This is a genomic window from uncultured Aquimarina sp. (assembly GCF_947492115.1).
Classification (GTDB): domain Bacteria; phylum Bacteroidota; class Bacteroidia; order Flavobacteriales; family Flavobacteriaceae; genus Aquimarina.
The window spans coordinates 360557-376096 of record NZ_CANLMM010000001.1 but is presented as its reverse complement, the minus strand read 5'-3'; the positions used below and the strand labels follow the sequence as shown (position 1 = coordinate 376096).

The 15540-nt window shown below is 33.6% G+C and carries 14 protein-coding genes; 10 read left to right on the top strand and 4 right to left on the bottom strand.

Translation table 11 applies throughout. The features are described from left to right. Window positions 1–3: 3 nt before the first annotated feature. From Q1A73_RS01680 to Q1A73_RS01670, 3 genes are all read left to right on the top strand, one after another. The gene (locus tag Q1A73_RS01680; RefSeq protein ID WP_299600825.1) at window positions 4–702 is read left to right on the top strand and encodes an SDR family oxidoreductase; all 699 of its coding nucleotides are present in this window, start codon (window positions 4–6) and stop codon (window positions 700–702) included. Between the two features lies 1 nt (window position 703). Further along, a complete protein-coding gene (locus tag Q1A73_RS01675; RefSeq protein ID WP_299600822.1) occupies window positions 704–2011 on the top strand; it encodes a deoxyribodipyrimidine photo-lyase in 1308 nt (435 codons plus the stop codon). Window positions 2012–2094: 83 nt separating this feature from the next. Next, a complete protein-coding gene (locus Q1A73_RS01670; protein WP_299600819.1) occupies window positions 2095–2460 on the top strand; it encodes a SnoaL-like domain-containing protein in 366 nt (121 codons plus the stop codon). Window positions 2461–2555: 95 nt separating this feature from the next. Here the strand turns inward: Q1A73_RS01670 and Q1A73_RS01665 are convergent, their stop codons facing one another. Both Q1A73_RS01665 and Q1A73_RS01660 read right to left on the bottom strand, forming a co-directional pair. Then, window positions 2556–3998 carry a T9SS type A sorting domain-containing protein gene (locus Q1A73_RS01665; protein WP_299600816.1) on the bottom strand — a complete coding sequence of 481 codons (1443 nt, stop codon included), beginning with the start codon at window positions 3996–3998 and terminating at the stop codon, window positions 2556–2558. A gap of 108 nt (window positions 3999–4106) precedes the next feature. Next, window positions 4107–4988 carry a LysR family transcriptional regulator gene (locus tag Q1A73_RS01660; protein ID WP_299600814.1) on the bottom strand — a complete coding sequence of 294 codons (882 nt, stop codon included), beginning with the start codon at window positions 4986–4988 and terminating at the stop codon, window positions 4107–4109. Between the two features lie 85 nt (window positions 4989–5073). On the opposite strand from Q1A73_RS01660, the gene hutH reads away from it, so the two are divergent. From hutH to Q1A73_RS01630, 6 genes are read left to right on the top strand one after another with little or no spacing between them, the layout of a single operon-like run. After that, window positions 5074–6654 (top strand): histidine ammonia-lyase, encoded by a 1581-nt coding sequence (gene hutH / locus Q1A73_RS01655; RefSeq protein ID WP_299600812.1) that lies wholly within the window; start codon window positions 5074–5076, stop codon window positions 6652–6654. Between the two features lie 2 nt (window positions 6655–6656). Further along, on the top strand, window positions 6657–7904 hold the full coding sequence (gene hutI, locus Q1A73_RS01650; protein ID WP_299600811.1) for an imidazolonepropionase: 1248 nt from the start codon (window positions 6657–6659) through the stop codon (window positions 7902–7904). A 50-nt stretch (window positions 7905–7954) separates the two neighbouring features. Beyond that, complete coding sequence (locus Q1A73_RS01645; RefSeq protein WP_299600809.1) at window positions 7955–9958, top strand: urocanate hydratase; 2004 nt, start codon at window positions 7955–7957, stop codon at window positions 9956–9958. Between the two features lie 52 nt (window positions 9959–10010). Then, window positions 10011–10964 carry a formimidoylglutamase gene (gene hutG / locus Q1A73_RS01640; protein ID WP_299600807.1) on the top strand — a complete coding sequence of 318 codons (954 nt, stop codon included), beginning with the start codon at window positions 10011–10013 and terminating at the stop codon, window positions 10962–10964. A gap of 55 nt (window positions 10965–11019) precedes the next feature. Beyond that, entirely contained in the window at window positions 11020–11655 is a 636-nt protein-coding gene (locus tag Q1A73_RS01635; RefSeq protein ID WP_299600804.1) for a hypothetical protein, read from the top strand. 51 nt (window positions 11656–11706) lie between these two features. Further along, window positions 11707–12225, top strand: a complete 519-nt coding sequence (locus tag Q1A73_RS01630; protein ID WP_299600802.1) for a hypothetical protein — start codon at window positions 11707–11709, stop codon at window positions 12223–12225. A gap of 16 nt (window positions 12226–12241) precedes the next feature. Here the strand turns inward: Q1A73_RS01630 and Q1A73_RS01625 are convergent, their stop codons facing one another. After that, entirely contained in the window at window positions 12242–12718 is a 477-nt protein-coding gene (locus tag Q1A73_RS01625) for a hypothetical protein (RefSeq protein WP_299600800.1), read from the bottom strand. 311 nt (window positions 12719–13029) lie between these two features. On the opposite strand from Q1A73_RS01625, the gene Q1A73_RS01620 reads away from it, so the two are divergent. Further along, on the top strand, window positions 13030–14910 hold the full coding sequence (locus Q1A73_RS01620) for a PAS domain-containing hybrid sensor histidine kinase/response regulator (RefSeq protein ID WP_299600798.1): 1881 nt from the start codon (window positions 13030–13032) through the stop codon (window positions 14908–14910). 24 nt (window positions 14911–14934) lie between these two features. Here Q1A73_RS01620 and Q1A73_RS01615 read toward each other — a convergent pair whose 3' ends face one another. Next, window positions 14935–15447, bottom strand: a complete 513-nt coding sequence (locus Q1A73_RS01615) for a ferritin (protein WP_299600795.1) — start codon at window positions 15445–15447, stop codon at window positions 14935–14937. Between the last annotated feature and the right edge of the window lie 93 nt (window positions 15448–15540).

Genomic DNA, 15540 nt, shown 5'->3' with positions numbered 1-15540 from the left:
AATATGAGAAAAAATATTTTACTAATTGGTGGAAGTCACGGAATTGGTTTTGAAATTGCATTAAAGCTTTATAAAGATCATAATATATATATTGCATCTAGAACCTCTCAAAATTTAGGGAATTTAGAGGTGACACATATTCCATATGATGCTTCTACCGATGAAATTGATACTTCTTTACTTCCAGAACAATTAGATGGTTTTGTATACTGTCCAGGTAGTATCAACCTAAAACCTTTTAAAATGCTAAGTCTAGAGGCTTTTCAAGAAGATATGCAGATTAATTTTATGTTTTTAATAAAAATCATGCATGCTATTGTTCCTCATCTAAAAAAATCCGAGCAAGCAAGTATTATCTTTTTCAGTACCGTGGCGGTAAAAGTAGGTATGCCATTCCATACAAGCGTAGCAGCTGCCAAAGGAGCTATAGAAGGTTTTGCTAAAGCGCTAGCTGCCGAATATGCTCCGAAACTAAGAGTTAATGTTATTGCTCCTTCTCTAACCGATACGCCTTTAGCCGAAAGGTTATTAGGAAATGAAAAGAAAAGAGAGAAAATGGATCAACGCCACCCACTTAAAAGAGTTGGAGAAGCCGAAGATATTGCCAATATTGCTAAGTTCTTATTAAGCGATGATAGCAGCTGGATCACAGGACAAATCTTAGGTGTAGATGGAGGTATGTCTACTTTAAACGTTAATTAAAATGTCTAAAAAAGTAAACATTTTCTGGTTCAGGAGAGATCTTAGGCTTGATGATAATATTGGTTTCCTTGAAGCACTTAAAGACGAAAATCCTGTACTGCCCATATTCATTTTTGATGACGAAATATTGGACAAACTTCCAGAAAACGATGCGAGGGTATCTTTTATATTCGAAACTTTGCAAAATATGAGAAAAGAGTTACAAGAAAATAATGATAGCTCCATTGCTTTTTTTCACGGGAAGCCTTTAGATATATTTAAAGCATTAATCAAGGATTACAAGATAGAAAAAGTATACACCAACCGAGATTATGAACCTTATGCGAAAGAAAGAGATGAAAGTATTAAAAAGTTATTAGACGATAATTCTATTAAGTTTAAGACATTTAAAGATCAAGTGATTTTTGAAATAGATGAAATTGTAAAATCCGATGGTGATCCCTATGTCGTATATACGCCTTACAAAAATAAGTGGAAAGAAGAATTTGATGAGTCAAAATTAAAAATCCATTATACCAGTCAGCATATTGATAATCTTATCAAAAACACCCGACTGCCTAATTTATCATTATCTGATATGGGATTTAATAAATCCAACATCACAGTTCCTGATTATACTGTTACGCCTACACTAATTGAAAACTATGAGGATACACGGAATTTCCCTGCTAAAGAAGATGGCACATCAAGACTAGGTCCACATTTGCGATTTGGTACGGTTAGTATTCGCAAAATGGTAAAAAAAGCTATAGCAGAAAAGAATGAGGTTTTTTGGTCTGAATTAATCTGGAGAGAATTTTTTATGCAAATTCTATGGCATTTTCCACATACAAAGGATAAGGCGTTTAGACCTAAATACGACCGAATCGAATGGCGAAATAATGAAGAAGAATTTGAGAAGTGGAAAAAAGGTGAAACAGGATATCCATTGGTAGATGCAGGTATGCGACAATTAAATGAGACCGGCTACATGCATAATAGAGTACGAATGCTTGTTGCTAGCTTTTTATGTAAACATCTTCTTATAGACTGGCGTTGGGGTGAAGCATATTTTGCAGAAAAATTATTGGATTACGACATGTCAGCCAACATTGGAAATTGGCAATGGGCTGCTGGGTCTGGAGTAGATGCTGCTCCTTATTTCCGAATTTTTAACCCAACAACACAAGTAACCAAATTCGATAAAAAACTAGAGTATATCAATACATGGGTACCAGATATTAATGAACTTACATATCCTAAACCCATGGTAGATCACAAAATGGCTAGAGAACGCTGCTTAAAAGTATATAAAGAAGCAGTTGCCTGATAACCAAATTATAACATTTCTTTAAAAATGCAGATAGCTATTTTTTGTAATTTAAGGGTCACAAATTATTAAAATTAAAACCAATGAATACACAAGAAGTAGCTAATCGTCTGGTAGAACTTTGCCGTCAAGGTGAGAATATGCAGGCATTAAAGGAATTATACGCAGATAATATTATTAGTAAAGAAATGCCTGGAGCTCCAAACCCAGTGATACAAGGTAAAGATGCTGTAACCAAAAAAAGTCAGGAATGGTATGCTACCGTAGAAGAATTTCATGGCGGAGAAATTTCTGATCCAGTGGTTGCGGACAATCATTTCTCTTGCAGAATGAAAATGGACTGTACTTTTAAAGGTCAAGGAAGGATGCAAATGGAAGAATTAGCTGTATATAGTGTAGATAATGGAAAAATAGTAGAAGAACAGTTTTTCTATTCAATGCCTTCGTAATAGATCTATATTTTCTGTAAAATCTAAAAAAAAACAAGTTTCACTTCTGATGAAGCTTGTTTTTTTATTAAAATTTATTCCAAATCTTAATCAGATTATTTTTTTAGAATTCTTTTTACCACGATCTTATCTAATGTAACATGATACATCCCTTCTTGTAAACCTCCAAGATCGATCACGTTTTGAAAACCATTATTGAGTATGGTTTTAAAAACGGTTTTACCAGTAATATCGCTAATTTCAACCAACGTATTTTTAGTGATTCCATGTACTATAATAAGATTATCGACCGGATTTGGAGTCAAAATAACTTTAGAAGAATCCAAAGGTGCAATATCCGAAACAGACAATATGTTTGATTCTATATTTATCATTATAGGCTCCATAGTACTCCAGGGACGATCGGTCCAAGACCACACTAAAGAACCATGCCATTCATTTTCTTTTAAGACAACTCCTAAGTGCTCTGCTTCTACTCCAAAAGTGTTCTCAGGATAATATTCTGCAATAACAGCTTTTTTGTCTACTTTTTCAACATCATAAAAATTATGAAATGGAGAACCATTCTCTCCTGCCCAATTGTAATAATGAATATTGTAAAAATCTAGGTAACCCCCAGATTCGCCTCCAATTTCTTCAAGTTTTTGATCCGTATAATAATTTTGATACCCCAAATCAATATCTTCTACGTTTGTAAGAAAACCTAATGCTCCATTTGTTATCATAACATTAGGTTCTACTCTTCTAATCGTTGCAGATGCTTTATTAATAAATTTTTGAATATCTACAATTGAAACTTTCTCTATAAATCCCGGCCAATGAGACCCGAACTCAGTAGTCATACCTTCTGCTTCATTAAAAATTTCCCAAGCATACAAACCAGGATGATCTCCAACAGCCTGAACCAAGGGAATCAAGGCATTAGTAAGATATGCTTCCATATTCTCATCCTCAGTGAGCACTTTTTTATTAGCAACAGCGTCGACATTCCACTGATCTTTTAACATATCAAATGACCAAAGACATATTTGTACTTGTACCCCTTTAGAAGATGCCAGATCCAGTATTTTTATAACATCCTCATGAAAAAAAGCTGGGTTATTTGTTACTTTTTGATCCATATCATAAACTGGATTCGTCGAACCATTTGTATGATACCACCAGCGCAAAACATTACCACCAGCATTAACTACCTTATCCATAACCAAACTAAAAGCATCTAAATCTGGATGGTATTCTGTTCCATATTCTGGATCTACTCCTATATCCCTACCAAATGAAACCCAAGCGATATTTATACCATTTACGAACTCCGAAACATTAGCATTAGATTGCTGTTCATAATTATTATTGATTGTAGTAGTAGACTCCTCTGGAAAATCAAAAAAATCCTTTGGATTTAAAATTTCAGGACTCTGTTTAATAGCTTCAATGACATCTTCTTTGTAATTCTCATGATTATGCCAAGGTTTTTTAGAGCGTTGTGAGAAAAGTTGGCACGTGAGTAATGTGACCATTAACGTGATAATAGTTTTCATGTAAGTTGATTATTTTGTTAGTGTAATTCCCAACGAAAAAAAACAACAATAATTATACGTTCTTCTTGAAATAACAATTCCTTAAAAAAAAGTGGTTTTTTAAAAAATCTAAAACAATAATTGCTTCACCTTAGCTAAAGCAGGATTACGATTATCTTCTTTCCATATTACAGACAACTCAGCTCTTTGAGAAATCCTTGGAATTTCTAAAAATTTCACTTTCAAATCAAAACCATATTGTAGAGAAGTAGGTACAATAGCCACTCCAAGACCACTTTCTACTAATTTAAAAATAGTTTGTGCATGAACAGATTTATGGGATACAATTGGTGTAAAACCCTGATCTTCGCAAATACTCATTATTTTATCATAATAAATAGAACTATAATCTGAAGAAAATAAAACAAAATGCTCCTTAGAAACTTGAGCCACACTAGTAAAGTTTTCTTGATTCAAAAAATGATTTTTTGGTAACACCAATGAAAAAGTATCGGTTTGCACCTGTTTAATACTAACTCCATCTGGAACTCTCGCTAATCTTACAAAACCGACATCCAATTGATCACTTAATATTCCATTTACCTGATCATAATTAGACATTTCTTCTAAGCTAAACTGAATCTTAGGAAATTCTTTATTAACCTTTATTAGAAGATTAGGAATAACAGTTTGCATGGCGGAGCCCAAAAACCCAATTCGTATCTCCCCTTCACTACCATCATCTATTAAAGCTGTTTGCTTTACGGTAAAATCAATATGATTAAAAATGTAAGATATTTCTTTTTTCAAATACATTCCTGCAGCTGTTAAACTTACGTTACGTTTATTCCTAATAAAAAGTTCAGCTCCGATAATCTCTTCCATTTGCTTTATTTGTCTGCTTAACCCAGGCTGAGAAATAAACAGGCGCTCTGCAGCTTTTCGAAAATGTAATTCTTCAGCCACTGCTAAAAAATAAGTAAAATGTCGAAGTTCTAATTGATAACTCATAGTTATTAATTATTGATAAAATTAGTATTTATAAGTATTAAAAATACATATTATCTTTATGTACACAAATAAAGAATCGTACAAAATGTCTAAAATATCATCACACTTCCACTTTGGAGAAGACTATTTAACTGCTGGAAAAGCAATAAAAATAGCTAGAAAAGAACTAAAAGGGGTAATTTCTAATGATGCGAGAGAAAAAATAAAAAGGAGCAGACACATCGTAGAAAACATTGTTGAAACGGGAAAGCCTGTGTATGGGATCAATACAGGATTTGGACCGCTTTGTACTACGATGATTTCTAAAGAAGAAACTAAGATATTACAAACCAATATATTACAAAGTCATAGCGTGGGCGTTGGAGATCCAATTGATCAAGAAATTAGCAAACTCATGCTAATCCTGAAATTACAATCCTTAGCCAAAGGGTATTCTGGAATTGCAGAAAAAACTTTAGATCGTATTTTATGGCATCTTGATAATGATGCTATTCCGATAGTACCTTCGCAGGGATCTGTAGGAGCTTCTGGAGACCTAGCTCCCCTTTCTCATTTATTTTTACCTTTAATTGGTTTAGGAAAAGTAATCTATAAGGGTACAGAAATTAGCACATCAAAGTTATTTGAGCTTACAGGTTTACAAGCTATCGAATTAGGACCAAAAGAAGGGTTAGCTTTGATTAACGGAACGCAATTTATTGCTGCGCATGCCGTTAAAGTTGTTGAAAAACTCCATAGTTGTCTTTCTCAAGCGGATATTATCGGAGCAATGATGATAGAAGGATTGCAAGGTTCTGTTAAACCTTTCTATAATGAATTACACACTTTAAGACCATTCAAAGGTACCATTCATGTTGCCTCCAGAGTAAAATCACTATTAAAAGGTTCTGAAATTATGGAAGATCATATTGATTGTGATCGTGTTCAAGACCCCTATTCTTTGCGATGCATTCCTCAGGTACATGGAGCTTCTCGAAACGCTTGGCTTCATCTTAAAGAATTATTGGAGATAGAATTAAATTCTGTAACTGATAATCCCATTATTATCAATGAAGAATTAACTATCAGTGGCGGAAGCTTTCACGGACAACCTTTAGCTATGGCAATAGATTACGCTTGTATTGCTGCATCCGAAATAGGAAATATCTCAGACAGACGCATATATCTGGCCTTAGAAGGAAATTCTCCTGGAGTTCCAAAGCTATTAATGGAAGACACAGGTATTAATTCTGGATATATGATTTTGCAATACACAACAGCGGCTTTAGCAAGTGAGAACAAAGGATTATGTTTCCCTTCTAGCGCAGATAGTATTCCAACCTCTTTAGGTCAAGAAGATCACGTAAGTATGGGATCTATTGGAGGAAGGAAAGCTATGCGAGTGATTGATAACGTAGAAAAGATACTAGCAATAGAACTTTTAACCGCTGCACAAGCATTCGAATACCGAAAACCGATGAAATCTGGTCCTATCTTAGATGAAATCCATAAAATGGTGCGTACCAAAGTTTCGTTTGCAGAAAAAGATCGGGTTTTCTCAGATGATATAGAAAAAGGAATTGATATTATTAGAAACAATAGGATCATAAACCTAGCAAATGAAGTAACCGAAAAGAAGAACTTATCCTTAGAAACCAAGTTTTCTTCCTCATTTGAAACATATTAATTATGGAAAAATATACACTTATTGGGCCTATTTCCCAAGTATTACCGATGGATAATATTCCACTAAAAGGTGCTCTAAAAAATGAAGAACTTCGTGTAATTGAAAATGCAGGAATTCTAATAGAAGATGAGTTAATTCATTCCGTTGGCGATTATCAAGCAATCAAGGAGATTGCACTTAAATTGAATGCCAAGATCATTGAATTACACACAGATTATGTTTGCATGCCTGGTATTATAGATGCGCACACGCATATCTGCTTTTCAGGTTCCAGAGCTAATGATTATGCTATGCGAAACTCGGGAAAGACCTATTTAGAAATCGCACGAGCTGGTGGAGGTATCTGGGATACAGTCACTAAAACAAGAGCCGCAAATCAAGAAGAATTATGCCATTCGGTTATAAAAAGAGCGAATTGCTTGCTTAAAAACGGGGTTACTACCGTAGAAGTTAAAAGCGGATATGGACTTTCCATATCAGAAGAATTGAAAATGCTTAGAGCAATCAATCAAGCGAATTCAAATTCGGAATCCGATCTTATCCCAACTTGTTTGGCAGCACATATGTTACCAAAAGATTATGATGGTGATCATCATACTTACCTCGCCGAAATTGCCGAAAAACTATTTCCAATTCTAAAAACTGAAAACCTAAGTAATCGAATTGATGCATTTATAGAACAAAGCGCTTTTTCTTACGAACATATAGAACCTTATTTTCATAAAGCAAAGGAAATGGGATTTGATATCACTGTGCATGCAGATCAGTTTACAACTAGCGGTAGTGAAATAGCCATAAAATTTGACGCTATTAGTGCCGATCATTTAGAAGCCAGCACAGAAAAGGAAATAGAAAAATTAGCAACAAGCAATACTATTGCAGTGGCATTACCAGGAGCATCCATAGGTTTAGGGTGTGACTTTACTCCTGCCAGAAAAATTTTGGATCAAGGAGGCGCTTTAGCAATAGCGAGTGATTGGAACCCTGGCTCTGCACCTATGGGTGATTTACTAACACAAGCTTGCATTTTAGGAACCTTTCAAAAACTTAGCAATGCAGAAGTTTTAGCCGGCATAACTTGCAGAGCTGCTGCTGCACTTAAACTAAATGATCGAGGTAGTTTAGCACCAAAAATGCTTGCAGATTTTTGTCTATTTCCGTCTCATCATTATAACGAAATATTATATCATCAAGGTAAACTCACTCCTTCACAAGTATGGAAAAGAGGTGAAACTGTGTATTCTAAATAACCAATCGATCAAAAAATCTAGTAATTAAAAGTCAATTACAATTCATTATCATGACTACATTCAAAGAGCAAATAAAAACAGGTATCCCACAAACTCTTCCTAAAAAAAAGGAATTTGACACAACCATAAGCAGAGCTCCAAAAAGGAAACAAATATTATCAATTGATGAAAAGAAACTAGCACTTAAAAATGCTCTGAGATACTTTCCTTCAGAATGGCATGAAGAATTAGCTCCAGAGTTTCTTGAAGAACTAAATGAATATGGCAGAATTTATATGTACCGATTTATGCCCGATTATGATATGTATGCCAGACCTATACATGAATATCCAGCAAACAATTTACAAGCTGCTGGAATCATGCTCATGATACAAAACAATTTAGATCCTGCAGTTGCTCAACACCCTTATGAACTTATTACCTACGGAGGTAATGGTGCAGTATTTCAAAACTGGGCACAGTATTTACTAACGATGCATTATTTAGCCACAATGACTAAGGAACAAACATTGCACATGTATTCTGGTCATCCAATGGGACTATTTCCTTCATCTAAAGACGCTCCAAGAGTTGTTGTTACCAATGGAATGATGATTCCAAATTACTCCAAACCAGATGATTGGGAAAAATTCAATGCCCTTGGAGTTACACAATATGGACAAATGACTGCTGGCAGTTATATGTATATTGGTCCTCAAGGAATTGTGCACGGCACCACAATCACAGTAATGAATGCTTTTAGAAAAACTCTCAAACCAGGAGAAACTTCTGAAGGAAAAATTTTCTTAACTGCTGGATTAGGTGGAATGAGCGGAGCACAACCAAAAGCTGGTAATATCGCCAAATGTATCACCGTATGTGCAGAAGTAAATCCTGCCGCTGCACAAAAAAGATATGAGCAAGGTTGGGTAGACGAAATTATAGACAATTTAGATCAATTAGTAAATCGTGTTAGAGAAGCAATTTCTAATACCGAAGTTGTTTCTATAGCCTATAAAGGAAATGTGGTTGACATATGGGAACGATTTTATGAGGAAAATATTTATGTCCACTTAGGGTCCGATCAGACATCATTGCATAATCCATGGTCTGGAGGATATTATCCTGTAGATATGAGCTATGAACAATCTAATGAAATGATTGCCAACAATCCTGATGGTTTCAAGGTAAAAGTTCAGGAATCTCTAAAAAGACATGCTTTAGCAATAAATAAGCATACAGCCAAGGGAACTTATTTCTTTGATTATGGAAATGCATTTTTATTAGAAGCATCAAGAGCTGGTGCGGATGTAATGAGTACTAACGGAGTGGATTTTAAATACCCTTCATACGTCCAAGATATTTTGGGTCCTATGTGTTTTGACTATGGATTTGGACCCTTTAGATGGGTTTGTACATCTGGTAAGTCAGAGGATCTGGACAAAACGGATCAAATAGCCATTGCCATAATGCAAAAAATAAAAGCAGAAGCACCAGAAGAAATCCAACAACAAATGCAAGACAACATTACATGGATTGAGGAAGCAAAACAAAATAAGCTTGTTGTAGGCTCTCAAGCAAGAATTTTATACGCTGATGCCGAAGGAAGAATAAAAATCGCTGAGGCGTTTAATAAAGCTATTAAATCAGGTGATATATCTGCTCCTATTGTTTTAGGAAGAGATCATCATGACGTTAGCGGTACAGATTCTCCATATAGAGAAACGAGCAATATTTATGATGGTAGTAAATTTACCGCTGATATGGCTATCCATAATGTCATTGGTGATAGTTTTAGAGGTGCCACTTGGATATCCATTCATAATGGAGGTGGTGTTGGTTGGGGCGAAGTAATCAATGGTGGATTTGGACTTTTACTCGATGGATCTAATGAAGCTTCAATCAAATTAAAAAACATGCTCTTTTATGACGTGAATAATGGTATATCCAGAAGAAGTTGGGCAAGAAATGAAGAGGCCATTTTTGCCATAAAAAGAGAAATGAAACGTACACCAACACTTAAAGTAACTATTCCTAATAAATTAAATACTAATATTTTAGACAAAATATTTTAAAGCTTACATTCAAAATAATTATAATCAAATAGATCTCAATAATTTTATAAAAATGACTAGTTACGAAAAGACCTCTGATAATATATGGAAAGGAAGAACATCTGACAAGGAACTATACCTGCATGAAAAGGTGCAATGCATCGATCTTGAAAAAGAGGAATTAACTAGAAATCAAAATATTGGATTCTCCATATTAGGATATGAATGTGAAGAAGGAGTTAAAAGAAACCAAGGGCGTATAGGTACAGCAGCTGCTCCTGATATTATTAGAAAAATGATGGGGTCTTTATCAAATCATTTTCAAGATGATGTCAATATCATAGATATTGGCAATGTAAAATGTGTTGATGATGATTTAGAAAAAACCCAAAGTTTTACTTCAAATAAAATAAAACAAGTAATTGAAAAAGAATACTTTAATGTAGTTTTAGGAGGCGGTCATGATTTAGGATATGCGCATTATAATGGTCTTAAAAAACATCTCCCAACTGCCACTATCGGAATTATCAATTTGGATGCTCATTTTGATTTAAGAGTCCCTAACGGAAAAGGAAATTCCGGTACTCCATTCTACCAAATAGCAAAAGAGAACGATCATTTCAAATACTTATGCTTAGGCATTCAGGAAGAAGCAAACAATAGGATTTTATTTGAAACCGCTCGTGAATTAGGTGTAAACTTCATCAAAAACACAGAATTTACTATGAGCCATATAGATCATATAGACAAAACCCTCACCAATTTCATTAATACTGTTGATTATGTGTACCTCTCTATAGATTTAGATGGCTTTTCTTCTGCATATGCTCCTGGTGTGAGTGCTCCTTCTCCATTTGGATTCTCTCCTTCTATAGCATTACACACTATCGAAAAGATTTGTAATTCTAAAAAACTTATTAGCGCTGACATTGTAGAACTTAATCCAGCTTATGATGTTGATAATTGTACCGCTAGATTAGCAGCAAGGTTAATTTATTATATCATGAAGTATATTTCTACTTTATAACATGATTCGCAATTCCTTTTCTTTATCTTTACTATTAAGAATCGGAATTACTTAAATGGAATTAACAGCTAAAACACTTATTTATATTCATGCTTTCTTTGGTAGTATTGGATTATTATCTGGATTTATAAGTTTGGTTGGAAAAAAAGGAAGATTTTACCATAAGAAAGGTGGTGTAGTTTTTTCTATAAGTATGCTTATAAGTTCATTGATTGCTATACCAATCACATTGCTACCAAATCATAAAAACTTATTATTACACCTACTTTCTATTTTTACTATCTATTTGGTTGTTTCTGGAAATCGTGTACTTAAGTTTAAAAGAAATCATACCCTAGGTAATACGGACATTATTATTACTTCAGTAATGGGTATTGTTTTTCTGGGAATGATTGCTGTGGGAGTGTATTATCAAATAAATGCGATACCTAAGAGCGCTTTATTTTTCTTTTTTGGAGGATTTGGCATTATGGCTACTATAAGAGACATAAAACTCTACAAAACCTTTAAAACAAATCCTACAGCTTATTTATCCAATCATCTTGGTAAAATGTCTGGAGCTTTTGGAGCAGCCGTAACAGCATTCCTTCTTGCCGCCTTAGACTCAAGCACTCTGTGGGTCTGGATAACCCCATCTGTAATTACTTTACTTTTTGTTACCTTTTGGAGAAGAAAAATCTCAAAGACCTAATGTTGTAACAACATTTCTAGTAAATCGTCTGATTACTAAATCTTTTCCTGTATGGCTTTTCAAAATATTATCGAACGTACGTTGCGTTATTTCGTAGCATTTTTCATTTTCGTATATGGAGCTGCAAAACCTTTACAATTTCAAAACAACAATGGATTTCCAGATAAACTTGTAAGTGAACTTACAGGAATGGAACTTATGTGGTCTTTTTTTGGATACACTCAAACACTACCTATAATTATTGGATTATTACAAGTAACAGGAGCTATATTTCTATTATTTTATAGAACAAAAATCATTGGTATTTTACTACTAATTCCAATTATGACTAATATCGTATTATTTGATATTTTTTACGAAGTAAAGACCGGTGCTACGGTTAATGCAATTGTATTTCTTGTAATTCTTTTCGTCCTTTTAATTTTTGAAAAGAATAGGATTTCCAAAGTAATACAGATAATTAGTTCCAAAAAAGAAAAGGATCCAAAGCGAATCCCTCTATTTATTATTAGTGCAGTATTTGCTGCTACCTTATTTTTTGTGTATACGTATCTTCAAAACACCATATAAATTGCTGCTATAAAACCTAAAAAGCTCTTCTTGGTAAATCTCTGTAGGTAACCGTTAAACCCTGATATTGTCCTTGCCAACCATTATCATCATCTACCCAGCCGAAATGACTTCGAGGACCATTTACAAACTCATCCACATCGTTAATTTGGGTTCTTCCGCCTTGTACTCCAAAACATCCTGTATTATTAGCTCCTACCCAAGAAGTAGGTGTTATTGCCAACATGGTGTGTTGTAAAACTCCACTATGATCCCAAAACCCAATTACAGAGTTTTCACGAACTTGAACTTCTCCACCAACTCTAGCTGGCAAACCCATATCAGGAAAAAAGAATCGTTCTGCTTCTACAGAAGAGATATTCTGTAACGGATCTGGATAATCTCCTGTAAAATTTCCATTAGCTATTAGCCATCTGTAGACGAAAGTATGGCATATTTCAGAATCAGGACTCATTCCTAACTCTGGAACATATGTGCCTAAAAAAATCCCCATTGTTGTTTATTTAAAAGGTTCTAAAAGTTATTATGATTGAAATAAATATGAAAATAACATATTTAAATTCACCTTTAAAAATACAAAAAAACCTCCAATTTTTGTAAAGCAGCAGGTAATTAAAAAAGGGAGAAAAATCATATCTCTAAAAACTTAAATATTAAGAGGACGTATATATAAATACTTTTGTATCTTAGAACAATACATTAATTCTCTTAACGATATACACATCGATCATCTTGAAGATTTTTTTAAAACGGCACTAAAAATTTCTTTCTTTCAATGAAAGTTAGGATGATTAATTATGTTCTATGGAAGCTATTAATTTTTATCAAATATCAGTTTTTCTACTACAAGGGTTTGTTGTTTCGTCATTGGTATTGATATTGTTCCATTTTCGCAAAGTCACTGGTAATGGTTTACTTTTTACCGCACTTGGGATGTTTCAATTCATACAGGTATTCACCGCGACTACTATGTATTTCGAGATATATGATGGTATTACAGTTTCTCCTGGCTCTTCTGTACTATTCTCTGTTACTCTATTTTCAGTTTTAATATTTTACATAAAGGAAGATGCATTACTGACCAGAAGACTTATTTATGCCTTAGTCATTGCTAATTTGATGATCGTAATTTTATTACTGTTATTCAGCATCAACCTACAAGACTCTAAGATACATCAGGTGTCTTTTAAAATGATCTCTGATTTTTTTAACACAAACATCTTTTTGTTGATTTATGGTACGGTATTATTATTTGTCGATTCTATATTACTCATTTTCATATATGAATATATCTCTAAATATATCGAAAATCTATTCTTTCGCATATTCTTAACGATGCTTACCATCCTCACTTTCGATGCGATTCTCTTTAGCGTTGTAGGCTTTTGGAACAATAGTAATATGATATCTTTTTTAATATCTGGTTTAGCTTCTAAAATTACTATGAGTTTTTATTATGGGATTATTTTTACTGTGTATTTAAAATACATACAAAAAGAAATCAACGAAAATACCTATGCCACTTTTAAAGATGTATATCATTCTCTAACCTACCGTCAAAAATTTGAAGAAGCTGAAAAAGTTATTCAACTCAGTGAAAATAGATATCAAACACTGACTGATATTTCTCCAGTAGGTATTTTTATGACAAAGGCTAATGGAAAAACTACTTTTGTAAACGAAAAATGGTGCCAGATTTCTGGAATTTCTCAGCAAGAAGCGATGAATGATGGGTGGTTAAAAGCGGTTCACCCAGAAGATCGAAAAAAACTAAAGCAAGGATGGTATCAAGACTCTAAGAAAAAAGATTCTTCTCATGCAGAATATCGTTTTTTACGTCCTGATGGAACAATAAAATGGGTATTGGGTCAAGCAATTCCAGAATATAATGAAAAAGGAGAAGTGATCGGCTATGTTGGAACTACTACAGATATCACAGATTTAAAACTCTATGAAATAGAACTTAACAAACTAAAAGATAAAGCCGAAGAAAGTGATCGATTAAAATCTGCATTCCTTGCCAATATGAGTCATGAAATCCGTACTCCAATGAATGGGATATTAGGATTTGCCGAGTTATTAAAAGAACCCGTACTTACTGGTGATGAGCAACAACTATACATTAGTTTAATCGAAGAGAGTGGTGCTCGAATGCTAAATATTATTAGAGATATTATTGATATTTCTAAAATTGAATCTGGACAGGTAAAAGTATTCTTATCTGATTTAAATGTAAATGAACAAGTAGGTTATTTATATAATTTCTTTAAACCCGAAGCAGACAGAAAAGATCTGGAACTTTCCTTCAAAAATGGACTGCCTGATAGTGATTCTATTATTAAAACGGATAAAGAAAAGTTTAACGCAATACTTACAAATCTTGTCAAAAATGCACTTAAATACACTCCTGAAGGCTCTATTACCTTTGGTTATGAATTAGAGGATGATTTTTTACAGTTTTATGTAAAAGATACTGGTATGGGAATAGCTAAGGATAGACAAAAAGCCATTTTTGAACGTTTTGTACAAGCGGATATTGAAAATAATTATGCTATTGAAGGAGCTGGTATCGGTTTATCCATTGCTAAAGCATACAGCGAAATGTTGGGTGGTAGTATATGGCTGGATAGTACAAAGGATATCGGAAGTATATTTTATTTTACTATTCCTTACCGGAAGGAATAGTAAAATAAAGAAATGATTTATTAATTATTCTGTCGGAATTCTTTCATCTACAAATTTTAAAGGCATATTGTCCATAAGATCTATCATATCTAAGATATCTCTTATCGTTTGCTCCTCTTCCATTTGCTCTTCTACAAACCATTGCAGAAAGTTTTCTGTTCCAAAATCTAGAACACTTCTACATTTAGCAACTATTTTGTATATAGACTTGGTAACACTAATTTCCTGCTCTAAGGCAGATTCGAATACTTCTTTTAAAGAGCTATATTCATGAGCATTTGATAGATTGGCTACTTCTGGAGAGTACGCAGCACCTCCAGCATCGTTGATAAACCTAAAAATTTTCATCATATGCTCTCTTTCTTCTTCAGATTGTTTGTAGAAAAAATCAGCACTTTTTAGCAAACCCTTTTGATCACACCAAGAGGCCATCGCTAAATATACAGATGATGCATGTTGCTCTTTTGCAATTTGAGCATTAAGCAAATCCATTACTTCTAAATTGATACTGATCTGTTGTCTTGCTATATTTTCCATCTTTCTGTGTGATTTGTCAATTAATTTTTATTTAAAATTAAACAAAAAAAGAAAGAGAAAATAATACCTATATCAATTTATAAGAAGTCTAAA